Genomic DNA, 19,424 nt, shown 5'->3' with positions numbered 1-19,424 from the left:
GGATATGGCCCGGATTCGAACTTGCGGGCGGACTTGGAAACTGCGGGCAGCCGCGGTGGAATGTGACAGCACAGTCACGCGTGGTGAATGCCTTGATTGGGACTTGCGTAAATTGAGAGCGGTACAAAGTCTCCATCTCCTTCTCTCCCTCTCCCGCTTGCGGGAGAGGGCTGGGGTGAGGGTTGAGCGCCGCAGGCGCGAATGCTCTCGCATCGAGCCTCACTACCGGCCGGGCACCCTCACCCCAACCCCTCTCCCGCCAGCGGGAGAGGGGCTCCACGGCGCTCTTGTCAGACTCCTCTCCTTCTCTCCCTCTCCCGCTTGCGGGAGAGGGGCTCTATGACAGTCCCCACGCTGGATAGCTCTGTCAATCGCAAGCGGCCGGGCTCACTGGCCCGGATGGCGTCCCGGGTGCGCGTGTTGCGAATCGGTCTGCATCGCCGCCACTTGGGTCTGCGCTTGCGTGTTCGACGGCGTCGGCGCGTTCGCCGCAAGCTGACTGGCCTCGCGCGAACTTTGCTGGATCGGCTTGGCCATCGCCTCGGCGGTGGTCACGCCGGCCCATTGCATCGACTCGCCGTGGCCGTGGATCGCGAACAGCTTGCCCGGCTGCTGATCGGTCACCGCGTCGATGGACGGCAACCGGTTCTGTTTGGCCGCCACCGCCAGCGCGGCCGAGGCGTTGTCGAGCTGGGCCGCGTTCATGCCCAGGCCGTGATCGCGGTTCAAGGCGCCGACGTGGCCCTTGGCCTGCTCGAACAAACCGTTATCGGGATTGCGCGGGTCGCTTAGCACGTAGCGCGGTTGCAGCTGATGCACCGGCGCGTCGGGATCGAAGGCGTGCAGCGGCCGCGGCTGGCGATCGAGCAGGCCCGGCAGCATGTCCAGCGCCCGCTGATCCTCGCGCGTCGCCGGCCCGTGCTCGACGAAGGCGCGGTCGTGCTCGGTTTCCGGCGCTTCGCGGTCGCGGAATTCGCCGCGCGCGTCGAGTTCCCATTCGTGCGAGCAGTTGGCGCTGCGGCTCACCAGGCGCAGGTTGCTGGTGTCGTTGTACAGATCCAGCGCATCGGCCTTGCTGATGCTGCCGCCGGCGCGCTCCAGGCGCTCGCGGGCGACGTCCTCGAACGGCCGCACATGGTCGATATCGAAGGCGTCGCGGGTCACCAGTTGCCCGGTTGCGGGGCAATGGAACAGCGGCACCTGCCGCGAATAGCCGTCCTCGCCGTCGATCGGGACGCTGCCGGCGTAGCGTTCGGAGAGCTGATGCTCGAACCACTTGCCTGACACGCGCGTGTCGAAACTCAGGCCGGCGCGGCCGTCGTCCAGGGTCCAGGTCTGATCGCGCGTGGTGGTGCGGCGCGCGCCGTCGCGGGCCGGATCGAACGGCGGATGCGGCGCGGCCGGATCGTAGTGGAAATGCTCGCGCGACCAGTCCTGCCAGGCCGGCGAATCCACGCCCTGCTCCAGCGCGCGTTCGGCGCTGGTGCGGGCGCGGTTGATCACCGCCGGCAGCGCGCGCAGATTGCTCACGTCGTTATAGGCCTGATGCGCGTCTGCCATGCTGCGGGTGCCGACGTCGCGCAGGTGCTGCTTCCACGGCTGCACGTGGTCGATGTCCAGCGCTTCGGCGGTATGCCAGGTGTCGGTTTCGCGATTGCGGTACAGCATCAGATTGTGCTGGCCCGCGCTCACCGGCAGCACGTCCATGTTTTCGCGCGCCCAGTCGTTGCGCATGTAGTGCACGGTGGAATCGTAGAAGGCCAGCGCGGTGCGGCTGTCGTTGGGATTCCAGGGGCGTTGCCGCAGGTCCTCGCCGTGGGCCGGCGGGCTCAGATCGTCCCACCGCGCCAATTCCACCTGACGGCCGCCGCTGAGCGATTGCTGGTACGTTCCCATTGCGCGATTTCCCTTCGGTTTTAATGTCAGCACGAACGCAGGATGCGGATGCGGGCGGCCATGCGCCGGCCGCGAGCGGCGCTGATGATCGTGGCGGCGATAAAAACGTTTGCCTGCCGCGGTCACGGTTCGTGCGCGATGCCAAAGTTCGCAACGGCAACCACCGCGCACCGCGTCGCGGGCCCGTCACTGTGACAGCGGTCGTGCAGCGGCGCCGATAACCGGCGGGCGATGCGCGCGGCTTGCGAAAATCTCCCGCGGCTACGCACGGCCGCCGCGATTGCCGCATCATGGCGGCCTTCCCCCGCCGGCCGTTCCCTGCATGCGTGCGTTGCGCGATTTGTCTGTGTCCGCGGTCGTCGCGGGTTTCGTCGCCGTCCTGGTCGGTTTCACCAGTTCGGCCGCCATCGTGTTCAGCGCGGCCCAGGCCTCCGGCGCCGACGAGGCGCAGATCGCCTCGTGGATGTGGGCGCTGGGCCTGGGCATGGGCCTGACCTGCATCGGCCTGTCGCTGCGCTACAAGGTTCCGGTGGTCACCGCCTGGTCCACGCCGGGGGCGGCGATGTTGATCACCGCGGTGGCCGGGCTGCCGCTGGCGGAAGTGGTCGGCGCATTCCTGGTCAGCGCCTTGCTGACTACCCTGCTCGGCTTCAGCGGCTGGCTGGAACGCGCGCTCAGCCGGCTGCCGGTGAGCCTGGCCTCGGGCATGCTCGCCGGAGTCTTGCTGCGCTTCGGCTTGAACGTGTTCACCTCGATGGAGCAGCGCTTCTGGCTGGTGGCGGCGATGTTCCTGAGCTGGCTGCTGGCAAGGCGCTGGAGCCCGCGCTACGCGGTGATGATCACCCTCGCGGTCGGCATCGTCATCGCCGCCGCGCAGGGCGAGCTGCACCTTGAGCGGCTGAAGTTCGCCATCGCCACGCCGGTGTGGGTGACGCCACGGTTCTCGCTGGCGGCGATCGTCGGCGTGGCGATTCCGTTGTTCGTGGTGACCATGGCCTCGCAGAACATTCCCGGCATCGCGATCCTGCGCGCGCACGGCTACCAGGACACGCCGGTGTCGCCGCTGATCGGCTGGACCGGGCTGACCACGCTGTTGCTGGCGCCGTTCGGCGCGTTCGCGCTGAACCTGGCCGCGATCACCGCCGCGATCTGCATGGGCCACGACGCCCACGAAGACTCGCGCAAACGCTACATGGCGGCGGTGGCCGCGGGGTTCTTCTATCTGCTGACCGGCATCTTCGGCGCCACCGTGGCGGCGCTGTTCGCCGCCTTCCCGCAGCCGCTGGTGCTGGCGATAGCCGGCATCGCCTTGTTCACCACCATCGGCAACGGCCTGGCCGCGGCGGTGCACGATCCGCAGGAACGCGAGCCGGCGATGATCACCTTCCTGGTCACCGCCTCGGGCGTCAGCGCGTTCCAGATCGGCTCGGTGTTCTGGGGGATGCTTGCCGGGTTGTTGGCTCTGGGTATCGCGCGTTACAAGAAATAAAGGCGATGCCTGTACCCACTCGCCACGCTTGCAACGAACATCGCCGCAACCGCAGCGCGAAGCCGCGCCGATGACGATCGGCGGCGACGCGCCGGAGGCCGGCGACTGGTACGGCTGCCTGCATCTGGCCGGCGATTTCGCCGTGCTGTACGGCGGCATCGGCGACGCGGTCGCGCATCGCCACTATTGCCACCAGGTCGCGCGCGGCGAAGCGATCCAGGCCTGGACCGAGCACGGCGAGGTCAGCGGCCCGTGCGTGCTGATTCCGTCGCAGACCCGCCATCGCCTGCGGGTCAGCGCCGCGCCGTGCTGGCTGGTGTTCGCCGAACCGCTGGCGTTCGCGGCCGATACGCTGCACCGGGCCGTCGCGCGGGCGCCGGCTTCATTGCCGGCGATCGCGCAGGCGGTGCTGGACGTTCGTCGGCCGCGCCCGCTCGATCCGCGCGTCGCCGCGACCCTGGCGCGGATCGACGCCCTGCCGGGCGAGCGCGTCCACGCCGCCGCGCTGGCGCGCGAGGCGGCGCTGTCGCTGAGCCAGCTCGAACGCTTGTTCAGCGCTCAGGTCGAACTGCCGGTGCGGCGGCTGATCCTGTGGCGGCGCCTGCGTCTGGCCTTGCATCTGGCCTGGAGCGGCGACTCGCTGACCCGCGCCGCGCATGCGGCCGGTTTCGCCGATTCGGCGCATCTGAGCCGCAGCATGCGCAGCCTGTTCGGCGTCAGTCCTTCGCGGATCGTGCGCTCGCTGCGCCCGCCGCCGTAGCCGTTTCGCGCTGGCGCGGCAGGCCCGGCGGCGTGGGCGGCACCGGCTGCGAGGGCCGGTCGCGGAACGGTTCGAACAACTGCGCACGGTAGCCGCCCGGGTAATCGGGTTGGCTGCCGATGCCCAGGTCGGCGCTGTCGAGCGGGTACTGCGGATGATCGAAGGCCGTGCCGGACAGGCGATCCCACAGATTGAAGAACAGGCCGAAGTTGACGTCGCCGGAAGTGCCGTACTTGATGTGATGAAATCGATGCAGCGGCGCCCAGGCGAACACGCGGCGCAGCGGGCCCAGGCGCATATCGACGTTGGAGTGCTGCAACTGCAGCTGGATCGCGATGGCGAAGGCCAGCACCGCGGCCACGGTCGCCGGCATGCCCAGCAACAGCAGCGGCACCACGCCGGCCGCGGCTTCGATCATCTGGTGCAGCGGATGCTTCATCAGCCCGTTGAATCCGTACATGCGCGTGACGCTGTGATGCACCGCGTGCAGCCGCCACAGCGGGCGGTAGCGATGGCTGGCCATATGCATAGCGGTCAAGCCCAGATCGGCGATAAGGATGGCGCCGAGCAGTTGCAGCGCGAACGGCGCCTGGGTCGGCCACACGCCGGCCCAGGGCAGCGCCGCGGCCAGCAGCGGGATCGCCGCCAGCCCGATGATGTTCAACGACTCGTTGACCAGGGCATGAGCGATGTCGCGGCGGCCGTCGCCGCCGTCGCGGTTCCAGTGCGCACGGTAGGGGCGATAGCGCTCGGCCAGCGTTGACACGGCGATGGCAAGCAACAGCAACGGCGGCAGCCACCACGGCGAGCCGCCGCGTTCGCCCACCCACCACGCGGCGACGCCGATGAAGCCGGCCCAGTACAGCGGTGCGTACAGGCAGGCGAATATCCGCGGCAGGCGGCGCGCGGCTGGCGCAGGTTCGCGCCGAACGGGGTCGCGCTCGCTCGGCGCGGGAGGGACGGTTTCGGGAACGACGGATGCGGGCGCGGCGGTTTGCGTGGATGTGTATCCGACTGGTGCGGGACTGGGCATGAAGGGCTCCGGCGACTGGGGTGCCGCAGTGTCCGGGCCCGCATGGGCGCGAGGCTTGAACGAACGGCGCATCCGCGCGGGCGGCGGCTTCGTCCAAACTGAGCAATGCCTCGCGTTGTCGCAGGCGGACGCCGGCTATGCTCCGGCGAATCGATCCGGGAGAACGGGGCATGGAAGCGAGCGAACATCGGCCTGTCGTGCTCGCCACGCCGGTCAACTGGCTCAGTCCGAGCCTGATCGTGAGCCTGTCGCTGGCGCTGCTGGCGGCGCTGCTGGCCTCGGTCTATCTGCTGCAGCGCGACCCGGCCCCGCGCACCACGGTGTCGGCGCTGCCGGCCGCGGATGCGGCGCGGGCGCAAACGCAGCCTGTCCCCGCTCACATTCGCGTCGATCCGGCGACCGGCCAGGAAGTGCTCGAGGAAGCGGTGGAATTCCGCTGCGTGCAGGGGATGCGGGTGCGCAAGCAAGGCAGCAGTTATTCGTCGGCTGGGCGGTGCTGACGGGGCCCCGGCCCTCATCCGCCCCCCGCCTTCGCGGGGGCAGGCTCTTCGGGCTCCTTCTCCGACAGTTGTAGCAGGCCACTCGCCGTCCAAGTCGTTTCCCCGCAATGACGCAGTCGCCCCTTTCCGCTAGCGTATGCGGCAACCTCCCGCCCGCGCGGTTTCAGCAATGCGAATCACCGACGCCAGCTACGGTTCCAACGAAGACGGCCTGATTTGGGGCTACCGCTTCGAACCGGAGCAGCCGGCGCAGTCCATCGACACCAACGCGGTCGCGCAGTTCCTCGCCGCGCCGGCCGAGGAAGGTGGCGGCGGTTTCCTGTGGCTGCACTTCTCGCTGTCCAACACCGGCAGCGAGCGCTACCTGCGCCGCGCCCTGGAACTGCCGGACGCGTTCTACGACAGCCTGCGCAGCGAAGTCGGCTCGACCCGGCTGGAACTGGACGACGGCGCGCTGATCGCGGTCATCCACGATGTCCTGTTCGATTCCAGCTTCGACGCCTCCGAGGTCGGCACCACCAGCCTGTGCATCGGCCCTCGCCTGCTGGTGAGCGCGCGCCTGCGGCCGCTGCGTTCGGTCGATCAACTGCGCGCGGCGGTGCGCTCGGGCCAGAGCTTCCGCTCGCCGGTGGAACTGCTCGCGCATCTGCTGCGCGATCAGGCCAGCGTGCTCGGCGACATCCTGCGCAAATCCACCCAGCAGGTCGATCGCATCGAAGACCGCTTGCTGGCCAACCGCATCTCCACCGACCGCACCCAGTTGGGCGCGCTGCGGCGCAGTCTGGTGCGCCTGCAGCGCCTGCTGGCGCCGGAACCGACTGCGCTGTTCCGCCTGCTCAACCGCCCGCCGGACTGGATCAGCCACGACGACATCCAGGACCTGCAGCAGGCGGCGGAGGAATTCTCCACCGCCATCGGCGATTCGGCGGCGCTGGTGGAACGGGTCAAGCTGATCCAGGAAGAACTGGCCGCGCTGGTCAACGAACAGACCGGCCGCACCTTGTTCGTGCTGACCGTGGTCACCGTGCTGGCGCTGCCGATCAATCTGATCGCCGGCCTGTTCGGCATGAACGTCGGCGGCATGCCGCTGGCCGAGAGCCGGCATGGCTTCTGGACCGTGGTGGTGGCCTTGTTCGTGCTGACCGCGATCCTGGCCTACGCCGCGTTCGGCCGCCGCCGCGACTGAGCCGCTGCGCTCAGCGCGGAAATTCCACCACCGCATTGGACGCGGGCAATTCGTCGCGGCGCTCACCCGCGATGCCCGCCTCCAGCGCCTGCCAGGGCTGCTTGCCCAGGCGATCGAGCTGCGGGTAATGGCCCAGCAGGCGGAAGCCGGCGAAGCCGTAGCCCACGCCTTCCGAGGCCAGCGGCTTGCGCCCGTCGGCGAGATGGAAATGCAGGTGCGGGCCGGTGGAATCGCCGGTGAAGCCCAACTCGCCGATGGTCTGGCCGATGCGCACCTTGTCGCCTTCGCGCAGCTTCACGCTGCCCGGGCGCAGATGCTCGTAGGTCGCGTAGCGGCCGTCGGCCAGCGCCAGCACCACGTAGTTGCCGGCGGCTTCGTCGAAATCGTGCTTGGGATTGAGCGATACGCGCGCGGTCTCGGCCACGCCGTCGCGCGCGGCGGCGACGGTGGCATCGGCCACCGCCAGCACCGGTTCGCCGTAGCCCAGCGAGTCGGCGATGAGATCCTTATCGCCGCGGCTGGTGCGACCCTGGTCGTCGAGCTTGACCCAGTCGATGGCGTAACGCCCCGGCAGGCGCGCGCGTCCGTCCAGGGCATAGAACACCCGGCGATGGCCGCGCGGCCACTGCGGCGCGTAGATCGCGATCCACGGCCCGCCGCGCAACGGCGGCCCCAGTTGCAGCTTGGGCGCGGCGGCCAACGCGATCGCCGCGCCTTCGACGGCGACCGGCGCATCGCTGCCGGCGGCCTTGAATTCCAGGACATGGCGCAAGCGTGTGGGCGTACGCCGCGGCTCGAATTCCAGATAGATCACTTCGCGCTCGCCGGGCCGGATCGCGCCGGCATCGCCGCTCTTGCGCCCGATTATCCGGCTGCGCGCGGCCAAGTCCTCGCCGCTGAAACTGACGAGGGTGGCGCCGCCGTCGGCATCGACCACGCGCAGCGTCGAGGGCGTCAGCTCGCGGTCGCCGAAATGGCTCAGGTGCAATTCGTAGATCAGGCGCGACCGCCCTTCCACCCGCACCGGCGCGGGCGGTTGCGGCACGCTCAGTTCGAAACTGTCGAACGGCGCGGCCGCGCGCGCACTCGCCGCGGCGCTCAGCAATACGAGCAGATGCAAGGCTGAAGCGAGCGGGCGCGGCATGCGGCGATCCTGGGCTGGCAATGGAACGGCGAGGACGGCAGCTTCCGCGAGCGCCGCCGCGCCGTCCCATGCCATTTGTCACCGGCGCCGCCGACGCCGCGCTTCAGTTCACATCGATCACCACCACGCTCATCCACGGCACCGCGACGGTGATGCGCCCTTGCGAGAACGCGGCGGCGTTGGCGATCCGCGCCGGCGGCTGGTACTGCGCGCCGGTGGCGAAGTTCGCCGGGTCCATGCCGCGGGTATAGCGCCAGGCGCTGTAACGGCCGCTGGTGCTGCCGGTCAGCGCGATCACCGCCTGCCGGTCGGTATTCTCCGACTTGTTGACCAGCACGATCTTCTTCGCGTTGTCGGTGGCGAACACTTCCAGATCGGCGAGCTGGGTACTGGCGCCGACCATGAACTCGCCGTAGCGCCGCGACCACGCGCCGCCGCTCCAGGCCGACAGGCCCCAATACGCCGGCAACCGCAACCGCTGGCCGGCGGGCTGGTCGTTGCGATCGGTGCCGTCGCTGATCAGGCCCAGCGGCCCGTTGTTGTCCGAATACTGGTACGCGCTGCCGCCGGCGCGCAGCACGTGGCCGATCAACGAAGCGGTGTGCACGGTATTGCGCGAGGTGTAGAACGAGCCGCGCCAGCCCGGGTCGTACCACGCGTTGTAGTTGAACTCGCCCAACTGGATCGCCACGCCGTTGGCGCGATCGCCGAAATACTGCGTGATCTCCTGGCGCAGCCAGGCGATCGCCGCGCCGTAGTCGGCGGTGGTGCCCAGGTTGCCCAGGGCGCTGCCGCTGCCGTATTTGTGGAAATCCACCACGTCGGTGTCGGCGTGGCTGGCGGCGAAGAACTTGCGGAAGTCGCCGTACTTGTAGTCGGCCCAGGTCACCAGCGACGGCCCGGCCAGCGACAGCGGCTGCGCGCTGGACTGGCGCATCGCCGTGGCGATGGCGTGGAAGCCGTCGCTACCGTTGCCGCCGAAGATGTACGGGTCCATGCCGAAGCCGTTGTCGGGCTCGTTGCCGATGATGTAGTCCACCACCGGCCCGCCGCGCTGGCCGCCGTTGTCGTTGAAGTAACGCACCAGCGCCGCCGCGTCGCTGGCGCGGATGTCGTTGTCGTTGCTGCTGCCGCCGACGGCGATCATCGGAATGCCGTTGATGCCCTTGATCGCGCGGATATAGGCCTCGCCCTCGTTGCCGCCGTGGATACCGCCGGCCGACGATCCGACCTGGCCGTCGTGATGAAACAGGGGAATGCGCCACACCAGCGGCCCCAGGTCGGCCAGGTACTGGCGCCATTGACCGCTGTCGGGCCCCTTGATCAGGTTGCTGCCGCCTTCGGCGAAGGTGGAGATGGTCGAACCCAGCGAATACGTCGAAGTCGGTTGGCCATGGGCGGTGAAATCGACGAATACGTTCGCAACCGGCGCGGCCGCGGAAGACGCGACGGCCGACGACGACAGCGCCAACAAGGCGGCGCTCAACAGACCGCTCAACAAACGGCGGCGGGGCGTGGGAACAGCTCGATGCATGGGAAATCCTTGCGCTGGAGGAAAGAACGCCCCGACGGCGGTTTGCGCGACGCCGCCGAGGCTCGTGGAAATCTTCTGGCTCTTGGCTGCGGCGCGATCGCCTACGGCGTCAGGGCAGTGCGGAGACGCGCACGTAGTCGATCGTCATCGTGCTGTTGAGCGCGGGATCGGGCGTGCCGGCGTAGGAACCGACCGCGATGTTGAGCAACACCGTCGAAGGCGAATTCGCCGGCACCGCGTACGGCAAGGTCTTCACCAGCCGGCCGTCGACGTAGAACGAGGCCTTGGCCGAGGCGCCGGGGCTCCAGCGCACTTCATAGACATGCCATTGGCTCGGGTCGATCGCGTATTCGCCGCCTTCGCCCGAGGTTTCGGTATGCACGTGATATTCCGGGCGCCAACGCGAACCGTTGAGCCCGTTCTCCATCAGATCCAGCTCGCCGTGTCTGGGCCACAAGGCTTCGGGCTGGCCCAGCGTCCAGATCGCCGGCCACGCGCCGGACTGCCAACCCGACATCTTGGCGCGCACCTGCACGCGGCCCTTGGCGTGGGACTGTTTGCTCATCAAGCGCGCGGAGGTGTAGCGGTAGCCGTTGTAGTCCTCGCGGCGGGCGGTGATCACCAGCTGACCGGCGCCATTGAGTTTGGCGTTGTGTCCGCCGTCGGTGTAGCACTGGTCTTCGGCGCCGCCGCCCCACTCGCAACCGGTCTGCTGCTCCCACTTGGCCGGATCGGGCTGGCTGCCGGCGGCGCCGTTGAATTCGTCGTTGAACACATAGGTCTGCGCTTGCGCCTGCCAGGTTGGCAGCGCGAACGCCAGCACAGCCGCGGCGATGGCGGCGGGCTTGATCGAACGGGTCATGGAATCGCATCCAGTGGGAGACCGGCGCGACCTTAGGGCCGCAAGCTGTCGCTCACCTGTCGAATCGGTCGCTTACGCGAGAAGCGGATGTGCGCGTTGTCGAAATCGGAACGGAGCTCGCGATTCCGATGCGTCCCGGCCTATCCGCCCTGCTCCGCATGCCAGCCGCCGCCGAGCGCCTGGATCAAGGCGACCGCCGTGGTCTGCCGGTCGCGCGTGGCCTGCGCCAGCGACTGCCGCGCCGACAACGCCGTGGCCTGGGCGACGACGACGTCGGTGTAGGCGACCAGACCGGCCTGATAACGGTTGAGCGCGATGCGCTCGGCTTCGTCGGCCGATTGCGAGGCCTGCGCGAACAAGCGGGCGCGCTCGACCAGCACGTTCGTGGCGACCAACTGATTCTCCACGTCCTGGAATGCGGTCAACGCGGTCTGCCGGTACAGCGCCACGCTTTGATCGTAGCCCGCGCGCGCGGCGTCGCGGCCGGCGCGGCGCGCGCCGCCGTCGAACAAGGTCTGCGCCAGCGCCACGCCGAGCGACCACAGGCTCGACGGTGCGTCGAACAAACGCCCGAGTTGCGAAGCGCCGCCGCCGCGCGAAGCGCTCAGGGTGAAACTCGGAAAGAACGCCGCCTGCGCGGCGCCGACTTGCGCGTTGGCCGCGGCCACGCGGCGCTCGGCGGAGGCGATGTCGGGGCGGCGCTGCAGCAGATCGGAGGCGACGCTGGGCGGCAGCTCGGGCACGCTCGCATGCCAGGCCGGATCGGCTGCGATGGCGAAATCGGCCGGCGCGCGGCCGACCAGCACCGCGATCGCATGCTCCAACTGCGCGCGCTGCTGGCCCAGATCGGCCAGATTCGCCTGCGCATTGGCCAGTTGCGTCCGCGCCTGCAGCACGTCGCTCTTGGGCGCGATCGATGCCGCATAGCGATTGCCGGCGATCTTCAGCGAACGCTGGTACGCCTCCACCGTGGCCTGCAGCAGGCGCGTTTCGATATCGCTTTCGCGCAACTGGAAATAATTCGCCGCCAGTTCGCCTTGCGCGGCCAGCCGGGCCGAGGCCAGATCGGCGGCGCTGGAGTCGGCCTGCGCGCTGGCGCCTTCCACATTGCGGCGAATGCGCCCCCACAGATCGGGCTCCCAACTCGCGCCGATGTCGTAGCGATAGCTCTGGCCGACGCTGGAACCGCTGTTGCCGGCGCTGCGTGCGCGCGTGCCGGAGCCGTCCAGGCTCACAGTGGGAAACAGCGAGGCGCGTTGCTCGCGCACCAGCGCTCTCGCCTGCCGGTATGCGGCCTCGGCGGCGGCGAGATTCTGGTTCGAGACTTCGACCTGCCCCATCAATGCATCCAGCGCCGGGTCCTGGAACAAGCTCCACCAGTGGCCGCGATCGAGCGCATCGGCGGGCACCGCGCGATTCCAGCCTTCGGCTTCCTTGTACTGGGCCGGCACGCTCAGATTCGGCCGGACGTAATCCGGGCCGGCGGCGCAGCCGCTCAATGCGCTCAAGGCCAGTGCGATGGTCGCAACGCGGATGCGCATCGAATCTCCTACGCGCCGTGCGCGCGCAAACCGTCGTCGACCAGGCGCGACAACCAGGCTTCGTTCTTGCCCGGGCGGCGCAGGCGGTCGAGGTAGTAATAGACTACCGGCGTGGTCAACAAGGTCAGCACCTGGCTCGCCATCAGGCCGCCGATGATCGCCACGCCCAGCGGCTGACGCAGCTCGGCGCCTTCGCCGAAGCCAACCGCAAGCGGCAGCGCCCCCAAGCCCGCGGCGAGCGTCGTCATGAGGATGGGCCTGAACCGCAACATCGAAGCCTCATAGATCGCATCGCGCGCCGACAGCCCGCGCGCCCGCTCGCTCTCCAGCGCGAAATCGATGATCAAGATCGCATTCTTCTTGACGATGCCGATCAACAACACCAGCCCGATCAGCGCGATCACGGAAAACTCCATCCGCAACAACATCAACGCCAGCACCGCGCCGATGCCGGCCGAAGGCAAGGTGGACAGCACGGTGATCGGATGGATCATGCTTTCGTACAGCACGCCCAGCACGATGTAGATCGCCACCAGCGCCGCCAGGATCAGGATCGGCTGGCTCTTGGTGGTGTCCTGGAACGCCTTGGCCGTGCCCTGGAAACTGCCGTGCACGTTGGCCGGCATGCCGATCTGCGCCTGCGCGCGCGCAATCGCCTCCTGCGCATCGCTGAGCGAATGGCCCGGGGCCAGATTGAACGACACGGTGGTGGCCAGTTGCCCGTCCTGGTGATTGATCGAAGTCGCCGCGGCGCCGTCGGAGAAGCGCGCGATCGCCGACAGCGGCACCATCTGCCGCGCGCTCTGGGTCAGCGCGCTGCCTTGCGAGGCGTTGCGCACCGGCGAGGCGGTCGGGCCCGATTGCGCCTGCACGCCGATGGTGGCGGCGGTCGCGGCGGCATGCGCCGGCAGATAGACGTCGTTGAGCGCGGACGGCTCGCGCGCATAGGCCGGATCGACCTCCTGGATCACATGGTACTGGTTGAGGTTCTTGTAGATGGTCGATACCTGGCGCTGGCCGAAGGCGTCGTACAGCACGTTGTCGATATCGGCCGGCGTGATGCCCAGGCGCGAGGCGCTGGCGCGGTCGATATCGACGAAAGACTCCACCCCGTGCGCCTGGGTGTCGGAATCGATGTCGGTCAGTTCCGGCTGCTGCTTCATCGCCGCGGCCAGCCTGTCGGCCCAGGCGCGCAGAGAGTCGGAGCTGTCGCTCTTGAGCGTGTACTGATAACTCGCGTTGCTTTGCCGTCCGCCCAGGCGCACGTCCTGGACCGGATTGAGGAACAAGGTCGCCCCGGCGATCTTCATCAGCTGCGGACGCAATCGCGCGATCACCTGCTCGCTGCTGTCCTTGCGCGCCGGCTTGGGCTTGAGTGTGACGAACACGAAACCGCCGCCGGCGCGCGAGCCGCCGGTGAAGCCCACCACCGTCGCCACCGCCGGGTCTTTGCGCACCACATCGACGATCTGCTTGAGCTTGCCCTGCATGGCCTGGAAGGAAATGCTCTGGTCCGCGCGCAGGCCGCCGTTCAACTGGCCAGTGTCCTGCTCGGGGAAAAAACCCTTCGGAATGGCCACGAACAAATAGCCGTTGAGCCCGATCACCAGCGCCAGCGTCGCCAGCATCAGGCCGGGATGATCCAGCGCCCAGCGCAGGCTGGCGCCGTACGTGCGATGAGCGCGGTCGAACTGGCGATCGAAGAACGCGCCGATGCGGCCCGGCGGTTTGTCCTGCGAATGCGGCCTGAGCAGGTACGCGCACATCATCGGCGTGGTGGTCAGCGACACCAGCAGCGAGATCAGCACCGCGGCCGACAAAGTCACGGCGAATTCGCGGAACAGGCGGCCGACGATCCCGCCCATGAACAACAACGGGATGAACACCGCCACCAGCGACAGACTGATCGACACCACGGTGAAGCCGACCTCGCGCGCGCCCAGCAACGCCGCCTCGAAGCGGTCCATGCCGCGCTCCAGGTGGCGGCTGGTGTTCTCCAGCACCACGATGGCGTCGTCGACGACGAAGCCGGTGGCGATGGTCAGCGCCATCAGGCTGAGATTGTTGAGGCTGAAGCCGAGCAGATACATCACTCCGACCGCGCCGAGAATCGACACCGTCACCGCCACGCCGGGCACGATGGTCGCGCGCCAGCTGCGCAGGAACACGCTGACCACCAGGATCACCAGCACCAGCGCGATCACCAACGTGGCGGCGACTTCCTCCAGCGAGGCGCGGATGGTCGTGGTGCGGTCCGAGGCGATATCCAGCTGGATATCGGCCGGCAACTGCTTGCGCAGCACCGGCAGCGCCGCGCGCACGCCGTCCACGGTCTGGATGATGTTGGCGCCGGGTTGCCGGCTGATCACCGCGACCACCGCCGACTGGCCGTTGAACAGGCCCAGCGTGTGCACGTCCTCGACGCTGTCGATGACCTTGGCGACATCGCGCAGGCGCACCGGCGAGCCGTCGCGCCAGGCGACCACCAGATCGCGGAAATCCGCCGCGGTCTGGCCGGTGTCGTTGGTGTAGATCTGGAACGCGCGTTCGCCGGTCTCGACCACGCCCTTGGGCCGGTTGGCGTTGGCGGCGGAAATCGCCGCGCGGATGTCCTCCAGGCCGATGCCGTAGCGCGACAGCGCATACGGCACGATCTCCACCCGCACCGCCGGCAGCGAGCCGCCGCCGATCTCGACATCGCCCACGCCTTCGACCTGCGACAGGGTCTGCTGGACGATGTTGGTCGCGGCCTCGTAGATCTGCCCGGGCGTGCGGCTGTGCGAGGTCATCGCCACGATCATGATCGGCGCGTCGGCCGGGTTGACCTTGCGATAGGTCGGATTGCTCTTCAGCGTCGCCGGCAGATCGGCGCGCGCGGCGTTGATCGCCGCCATCACGTCGCGCGCGGCGCCGTCGATGCTGCGGCTCAGATCGAACTGCAAGGTCACCCGCGCCTGACCGGTGGAGCTTTGCGAAGTCATCTCGGTGACATCGGCGATCGTGCCCAGGCGCCGCTCCAGCGGCGTGGCCACATTCGACGCCATGGTCTCCGGGCTGGCGCCGGGCAGATTGGCGCTGACCGACACGGTCGGAAAATCCACCTGCGGCAGCGGCGACACCGGCAAATTGAAGAACGCCGCGATGCCGCTCAGCGCCAGCCCGACCGTCAGCAACACCGTGCCGATGGGCCGGCGCACGAACGGCGCGGACAGATTCACGGCTGCGGCTCCGCGGCGCCGGCCGCGACGCCGCGCGTCTCACCGCGGCGCTTGGCCAGTCGGTCGAAAGCCAGATACACCACCGGCGTGGTGAACAGGGTCAGGATCTGGCTCAGGATCAATCCGCCGAAAATCGCCACGCCGAGCGGACGGCGCAACTCGGAGCCCTCGCCCCAGCCCAGCATCAGCGGCAGCGCGGCGAACAGCGCCGCCAGCGTGGTCATCAGGATCGGACGGAAGCGCAGCAGCGCGGCCTGATGGATCGCCTCGCGCGGCGCGCGGCCCTGCTCGCGCTCGGCGTCGATGGCGAAGTCGATCATCATGATCGCGTTCTTCTTGACGATGCCGATCAGCAGAATGATGCCGATGATGCCGATCACGCCCAGGTCCGAACCGGTCAGCATCAACGCCAGCAAGGCGCCGACGCCGGCCGAGGGCAAGGTGGACAGAATCGTCAGCGGATGGATGTAGCTCTCGTACAGCACGCCCAGCACGATATAGACGCAGATCACCGCGGCCAGGATCAGCCACAGCTCGTTCTGCAGCGAGGCCTCGTAGGCATTGGCCGCGCCGAGGAAGGACAGGCTGACGCCGGCCGGCAGTCCGGCGTCGCTGGCGACTTTTCGGATCGCATCCACCGCCGCCCCCAGCGATACGCCCGGAGCGGTGTCGAAGCCGACCGTCGCCGCCGGGAACTGGGCGACGTGATTCACCTGCAGGGGCGCGGCGCGTTCCTGGATCTGCGCGATCGCCGCCAGCGGCGTCGGCGCGCCCGAGGTCGGCAGGTGCAGGCGGCCGAGGTCGGCCGGTTGCGACGCCAGTCCCGGCGAGGCTTCCAGGATCACCCGGTACTGCGTGGTCTCGTTGAAGATGGTCGACACGATGCGCTGGCCGAACGCGCTGTACAGCGCTTCATCCACGGTGGAGGCGCTGATGTTCAGGCGCGCGGCGCTGTCGCGGTCGATGGCCACATATGCGGCCGAGCCGGTCGCGCCGGCATCGGTGATCACGTTGCGCAGCTGCGGCAAGCCGCGCAGCCGCGCGACCAGATCGTTGGCGGTGCGGTCCACCGCGCTCTGGTCCGAGCCCTGGATCGAGAAACGGTTCTGGGTCGGCCCGGTCTCGGCATCGATGGTCAGGTCCTGCACCGGCTGCACATACAAGGTCACGCCGGCGACCGCGGCGGCGCGGTCGCGCAGGTGCTGCATGATCTGTTCCTGCGAGCCGTCGCGTTCGGGCTTCAGATTGATCAGCATGCGCCCGGCCGACAGCATCGTGGTGTTGGCGCCGTCCACGCCGATGTAGGCGCTCAACGAAGCCACGTCGGGATCGCGCAGCAGTTCGCGCGCCACGTCCTGCTGGACCTTGGCCATGCCGGCGTAGGACACATCAAAGCTGTAGCGCACTTGCGCCTGCAACTGGCCGGTGTCCTGGACCGGGAACAGGCCCTTGGGAATCAGCACGTACAACAGCACCGTCAGCGCGAGCGTGGCGACGGCGACGATCAAGGTCGCGCCCTGGCGGTCGAGCACCCAGTCCAGGGCGACACCGTAGCGCTCGATCACCCGCTGGAACACATCCGGACGTTCGCCCCGCCCGTCCTTGCCGCCGCCATGCGCATGCGGCTTGAGCCAGCGCGCCGCCAGCATCGGCGTCAGGGTCAGCGAGACCACCGCCGAGATCACGATGGTGATCGCCAGGGTGATGGCGAACTCGCGGAACAGGCGCCCGACCACATCGCCCATGAACAACAGCGGGATCAGCACCGCGATCAGCGACACCGTCAGCGAGATGATGGTGAAGCCGATCTGGCGCGCCCCCTTGAGCGCGGCCTGGAACGGCGGCTCGCCTTCCTCGATGTAGCGCGAGATGTTCTCGATCATCACGATCGCATCGTCGACCACGAAGCCGGTGGCGATGGTCAGCGCCATCAGGCTGAGGTTGTCCAGGCTGAACCCGAGCAGATACATCGCGCCGAACGTGCCGATCAGCGAGATCGGCACCGCCAGGCTGGCGATCACCGTCGCCGCCAGGCTGCGCAGGAACACCAGGATCACCGCCACCACCAGCACGATCGCCAGCACCAGTTCGAACTCGACATCGCGCACCGAAGCGCGGATGCCGGTGGTGCGGTCGCTGAGCACATCGACCTTCAGCCCGGCCGGCAATCCGGCCTGCAACTCGGGCAGTTTGGCCTTGATCGCATCGACGGTAGCGATCACGTTCGCGCCGGGTTGGCGCTGCACGTTGACGATGATCGCCGGGGTCAGCCCGGACCAGGCGCCCAGGCGGACGTTCTCCGCGCTTTCGATCACGTTGGCGACATCGCGCAAATGGATCGGCGCGCCGTCGCGATAGGCGACGATCAGTTGCTTGTATTGCTCGGCATTGGTGAGCTGATCGTTGGCGTCGATGGTGTAGGACCGGCTGGGCCCGTCGAAACTGCCCTTGGCGCCGCTGGCGTTGCCGCTGGCGATCACCGTGCGCAGGCTGTCGATGCCCAATCCATACGAAGCCAGCAGCTGCGGATCGGCCTGGATGCGCACCGCCGGCCGGTTGCCGCCGCTCAACGACACCAGGCCGACGCCGCTGACCTGGGAAATGCTTTGCGCCAGGCGCGTGTTGACCAGATCCTGCACCTGCGGCAGCGCGATCGTGTCGGAGGTCACCGCCAGGGTCAGCACCGGCGCGTCGGCGGGATTGACCTTGGCGTACACCGGCGGCGCCGGCAGATCGGCCGGCAGCAGATTGCCGCCGGCGTTGATCGCGGCCTGCACTTCCTGCTCGGCCACATCCAGCGTTTCGTCCAGATCGAACTGCAGGGTGATCACCGACGCGCCGGCGGCGCTGGTCGAACTCATCCGCCGTAATCCCGACATCTGCCCGAACTGCCGCTCCAGCGGCGCGGTCACCGTATGCGCCATCACCTCGGGACTGGCGCCGGGGTACAGCGTCTGCACCTGGATGGTCGGGTAATCGACTTCCGGCAACGCCGACAGCGGCAACAGACGGAAACCGGCCAGGCCGGCGAGCACGATCGCCGCCATCAGCAGCGAGGTCGCGACCGGCCGCAGGATGAAGGGGCGCGAAGGATTCATTGCGCGCTACGGCGGCCGCCGCGACGTTCGCCCTGCTGCGCGCCGGCGCCGCCCTTGGCCGCGTCTTCCGGCAAGCGTACTTCGGCGCCGTCGGTGAGTTGGTCGCCGCCGGAAATCACCACCTTCTCGCCAGCGCGCAAGCCTTGCGCGATCGACACGCTGTCGCCCGAGGCCGGCCCGCGTTTCACCATGCGCAGCGAAGCCTTACGATCGGCGCCGACCACATAGACGAAATCGCCGCGCGGGCCGCTGCGCAGCGCCGCCGACGGCACCACGATGGCGTTGTTCAAGGTATCCAGCAACACCCGTACGTTGACGAACTGGCTCGGGAACAAACGCGCGTCGGCGTTGGCGAAGCGCGCCTTGGCCTTGACCGTGCCGGTGGTCGGGTCGATCACGTTGTCCAGGGTCAGGAACTGGCCTTGCCCGAGCACTTGCGTGCGGGTTCGATCGAGCACCGTCACCGCCAGCGCATCGCCCTTCGCCAATCGCGCCTGGATGCGCGGCAGATCGTCCTGCGGCGCGGTGAATTCGACATCGATCGGCGTCACCGCGGCGATCACCGCAACACCCGCGGCATCGCCGGGCGTGACGTAATTGCCCAGATCGACCACGCGCAGGCCCACACGTCCGGCGATCGGCGCCTTGACCTGGCTGTAGTCGAGATTGAGTTTGGCCGTGCCGACCGCGGCCTGATCGGTGGCGACCACGCCGGTCAACTGGCGCACGGTCGCGGCCTGGGTGTCGAAGTCCTGGCGTGCGATCGAATCCTGCGAGACCAATGTCTGATAACGCTGCAAGGTCAGTTGCGCGACGCGCAACTGCGCCTCATCGCGCGCCAGACTGCCCTGCGCCTGCTGCAGCGCCAGTTGGAACGGACGCGGGTCGATGCTCAGCAGCACCTGGCCCTTGCTTACCGTCTGCCCTTCCTTGAAGGCGATATCGACGATATTGCCCGAGACCTGCGGCCGCACCGTCACCGTCGCCAGCGGCGTGACCGTGCCCAGGGCTTCGATGGTGATCGGGATCGAGCCGCTGGCCGCGGTCGCGATGCCGACCGTCGCGGTGGGCCGGCGATTGCCGCGCTGCTCGGCGGCGCGCCCGTGCACCAGCCACCACACCAGCGCGATCAGCACCAGCACGCCGAGGATCGTCAGCAACAG

At 68.5% G+C, this 19,424-nt stretch carries 13 protein-coding genes; 4 read left to right on the top strand and 9 right to left on the bottom strand.

What is annotated here, in order from left to right:
* Positions 1-387: 387 nt before the first annotated feature.
* A complete protein-coding gene (locus tag LG3211_RS11100) occupies positions 388-1,896 on the bottom strand; it encodes an XVIPCD domain-containing protein (protein ID WP_057942900.1) in 1,509 nt (502 codons plus the stop codon).
* Positions 1,897-2,218: 322 nt separating this feature from the next.
* Here LG3211_RS11100 and LG3211_RS11095 point away from each other — a divergent pair, with 322 nt between their 5' ends.
* The gene (locus LG3211_RS11095; RefSeq protein WP_057942899.1) at positions 2,219-3,385 is read left to right on the top strand and encodes a benzoate/H(+) symporter BenE family transporter; all 1,167 of its coding nucleotides are present in this window, start codon (positions 2,219-2,221) and stop codon (positions 3,383-3,385) included.
* 28 nt (positions 3,386-3,413) lie between these two features.
* Positions 3,414-4,145 (top strand): helix-turn-helix domain-containing protein, encoded by a 732-nt coding sequence (locus tag LG3211_RS11090; protein ID WP_222837601.1) that lies wholly within the window; start codon positions 3,414-3,416, stop codon positions 4,143-4,145.
* Here LG3211_RS11090 and LG3211_RS11085 read toward each other — a convergent pair.
* Complete coding sequence (locus tag LG3211_RS11085; protein WP_083512883.1) at positions 4,102-5,178, bottom strand: sterol desaturase family protein; 1,077 nt, start codon at positions 5,176-5,178, stop codon at positions 4,102-4,104. The genes LG3211_RS11090 and LG3211_RS11085 overlap by 44 nt on opposite strands.
* 170 nt (positions 5,179-5,348) lie before the next feature.
* On the opposite strand from LG3211_RS11085, the gene LG3211_RS11080 reads away from it, so the two are divergent.
* Both LG3211_RS11080 and LG3211_RS11075 read left to right on the top strand, forming a co-directional pair.
* Positions 5,349-5,678 (top strand): hypothetical protein, encoded by a 330-nt coding sequence (locus tag LG3211_RS11080; RefSeq protein ID WP_057942897.1) that lies wholly within the window; start codon positions 5,349-5,351, stop codon positions 5,676-5,678.
* A gap of 169 nt (positions 5,679-5,847) precedes the next feature.
* Positions 5,848-6,864 (top strand): transporter, encoded by a 1,017-nt coding sequence (locus tag LG3211_RS11075; protein WP_057942896.1) that lies wholly within the window; start codon positions 5,848-5,850, stop codon positions 6,862-6,864.
* Positions 6,865-6,874: 10 nt separating this feature from the next.
* On the opposite strand, the gene LG3211_RS11070 is transcribed toward LG3211_RS11075, so the two are convergent.
* The 7 genes from LG3211_RS11070 to LG3211_RS11040 all read right to left on the bottom strand — a co-directional run bounded on the left by LG3211_RS11070 (position 6,875) and on the right by LG3211_RS11040 (position 19,421).
* Complete coding sequence (locus LG3211_RS11070) at positions 6,875-8,008, bottom strand: M23 family metallopeptidase (RefSeq protein ID WP_057942895.1); 1,134 nt, start codon at positions 8,006-8,008, stop codon at positions 6,875-6,877.
* 103 nt (positions 8,009-8,111) lie between these two features.
* Positions 8,112-9,542 (bottom strand): hypothetical protein, encoded by a 1,431-nt coding sequence (locus tag LG3211_RS11065; RefSeq protein ID WP_148648852.1) that lies wholly within the window; start codon positions 9,540-9,542, stop codon positions 8,112-8,114.
* A gap of 109 nt (positions 9,543-9,651) precedes the next feature.
* On the bottom strand, positions 9,652-10,404 hold the full coding sequence (locus LG3211_RS11060; protein WP_057942893.1) for a glycoside hydrolase family 16 protein: 753 nt from the start codon (positions 10,402-10,404) through the stop codon (positions 9,652-9,654).
* A 140-nt stretch (positions 10,405-10,544) separates the two neighbouring features.
* Positions 10,545-11,945, bottom strand: coding sequence for an efflux transporter outer membrane subunit (locus LG3211_RS11055; protein WP_057942892.1), 1,401 nt, complete (start codon positions 11,943-11,945; stop codon positions 10,545-10,547).
* Positions 11,946-11,953: 8 nt separating this feature from the next.
* Positions 11,954-15,163 carry an efflux RND transporter permease subunit gene (locus tag LG3211_RS11050; protein WP_057942891.1) on the bottom strand — a complete coding sequence of 1,070 codons (3,210 nt, stop codon included), beginning with the start codon at positions 15,161-15,163 and terminating at the stop codon, positions 11,954-11,956.
* On the bottom strand, positions 15,160-18,261 hold the full coding sequence (locus LG3211_RS11045) for an efflux RND transporter permease subunit (RefSeq protein ID WP_057942890.1): 3,102 nt from the start codon (positions 18,259-18,261) through the stop codon (positions 15,160-15,162). Before LG3211_RS11045 ends, LG3211_RS11050 begins: the two co-directional genes overlap by 4 nt.
* Positions 18,258-19,421, bottom strand: coding sequence for an efflux RND transporter periplasmic adaptor subunit (locus LG3211_RS11040; protein WP_222837600.1), 1,164 nt, complete (start codon positions 19,419-19,421; stop codon positions 18,258-18,260). Before LG3211_RS11040 ends, LG3211_RS11045 begins: the two co-directional genes overlap by 4 nt.
* Between the last annotated feature and the right edge of the window lie 3 nt (positions 19,422-19,424).

The organism is Lysobacter gummosus, from assembly GCF_001442805.1.
GTDB classification, from domain to species: Bacteria; Pseudomonadota; Gammaproteobacteria; order Xanthomonadales; family Xanthomonadaceae; genus Lysobacter; species Lysobacter gummosus.
Note: the sequence above shows the minus strand (reverse complement) of the source record. Positions and strands in the feature narration are given on the sequence as shown.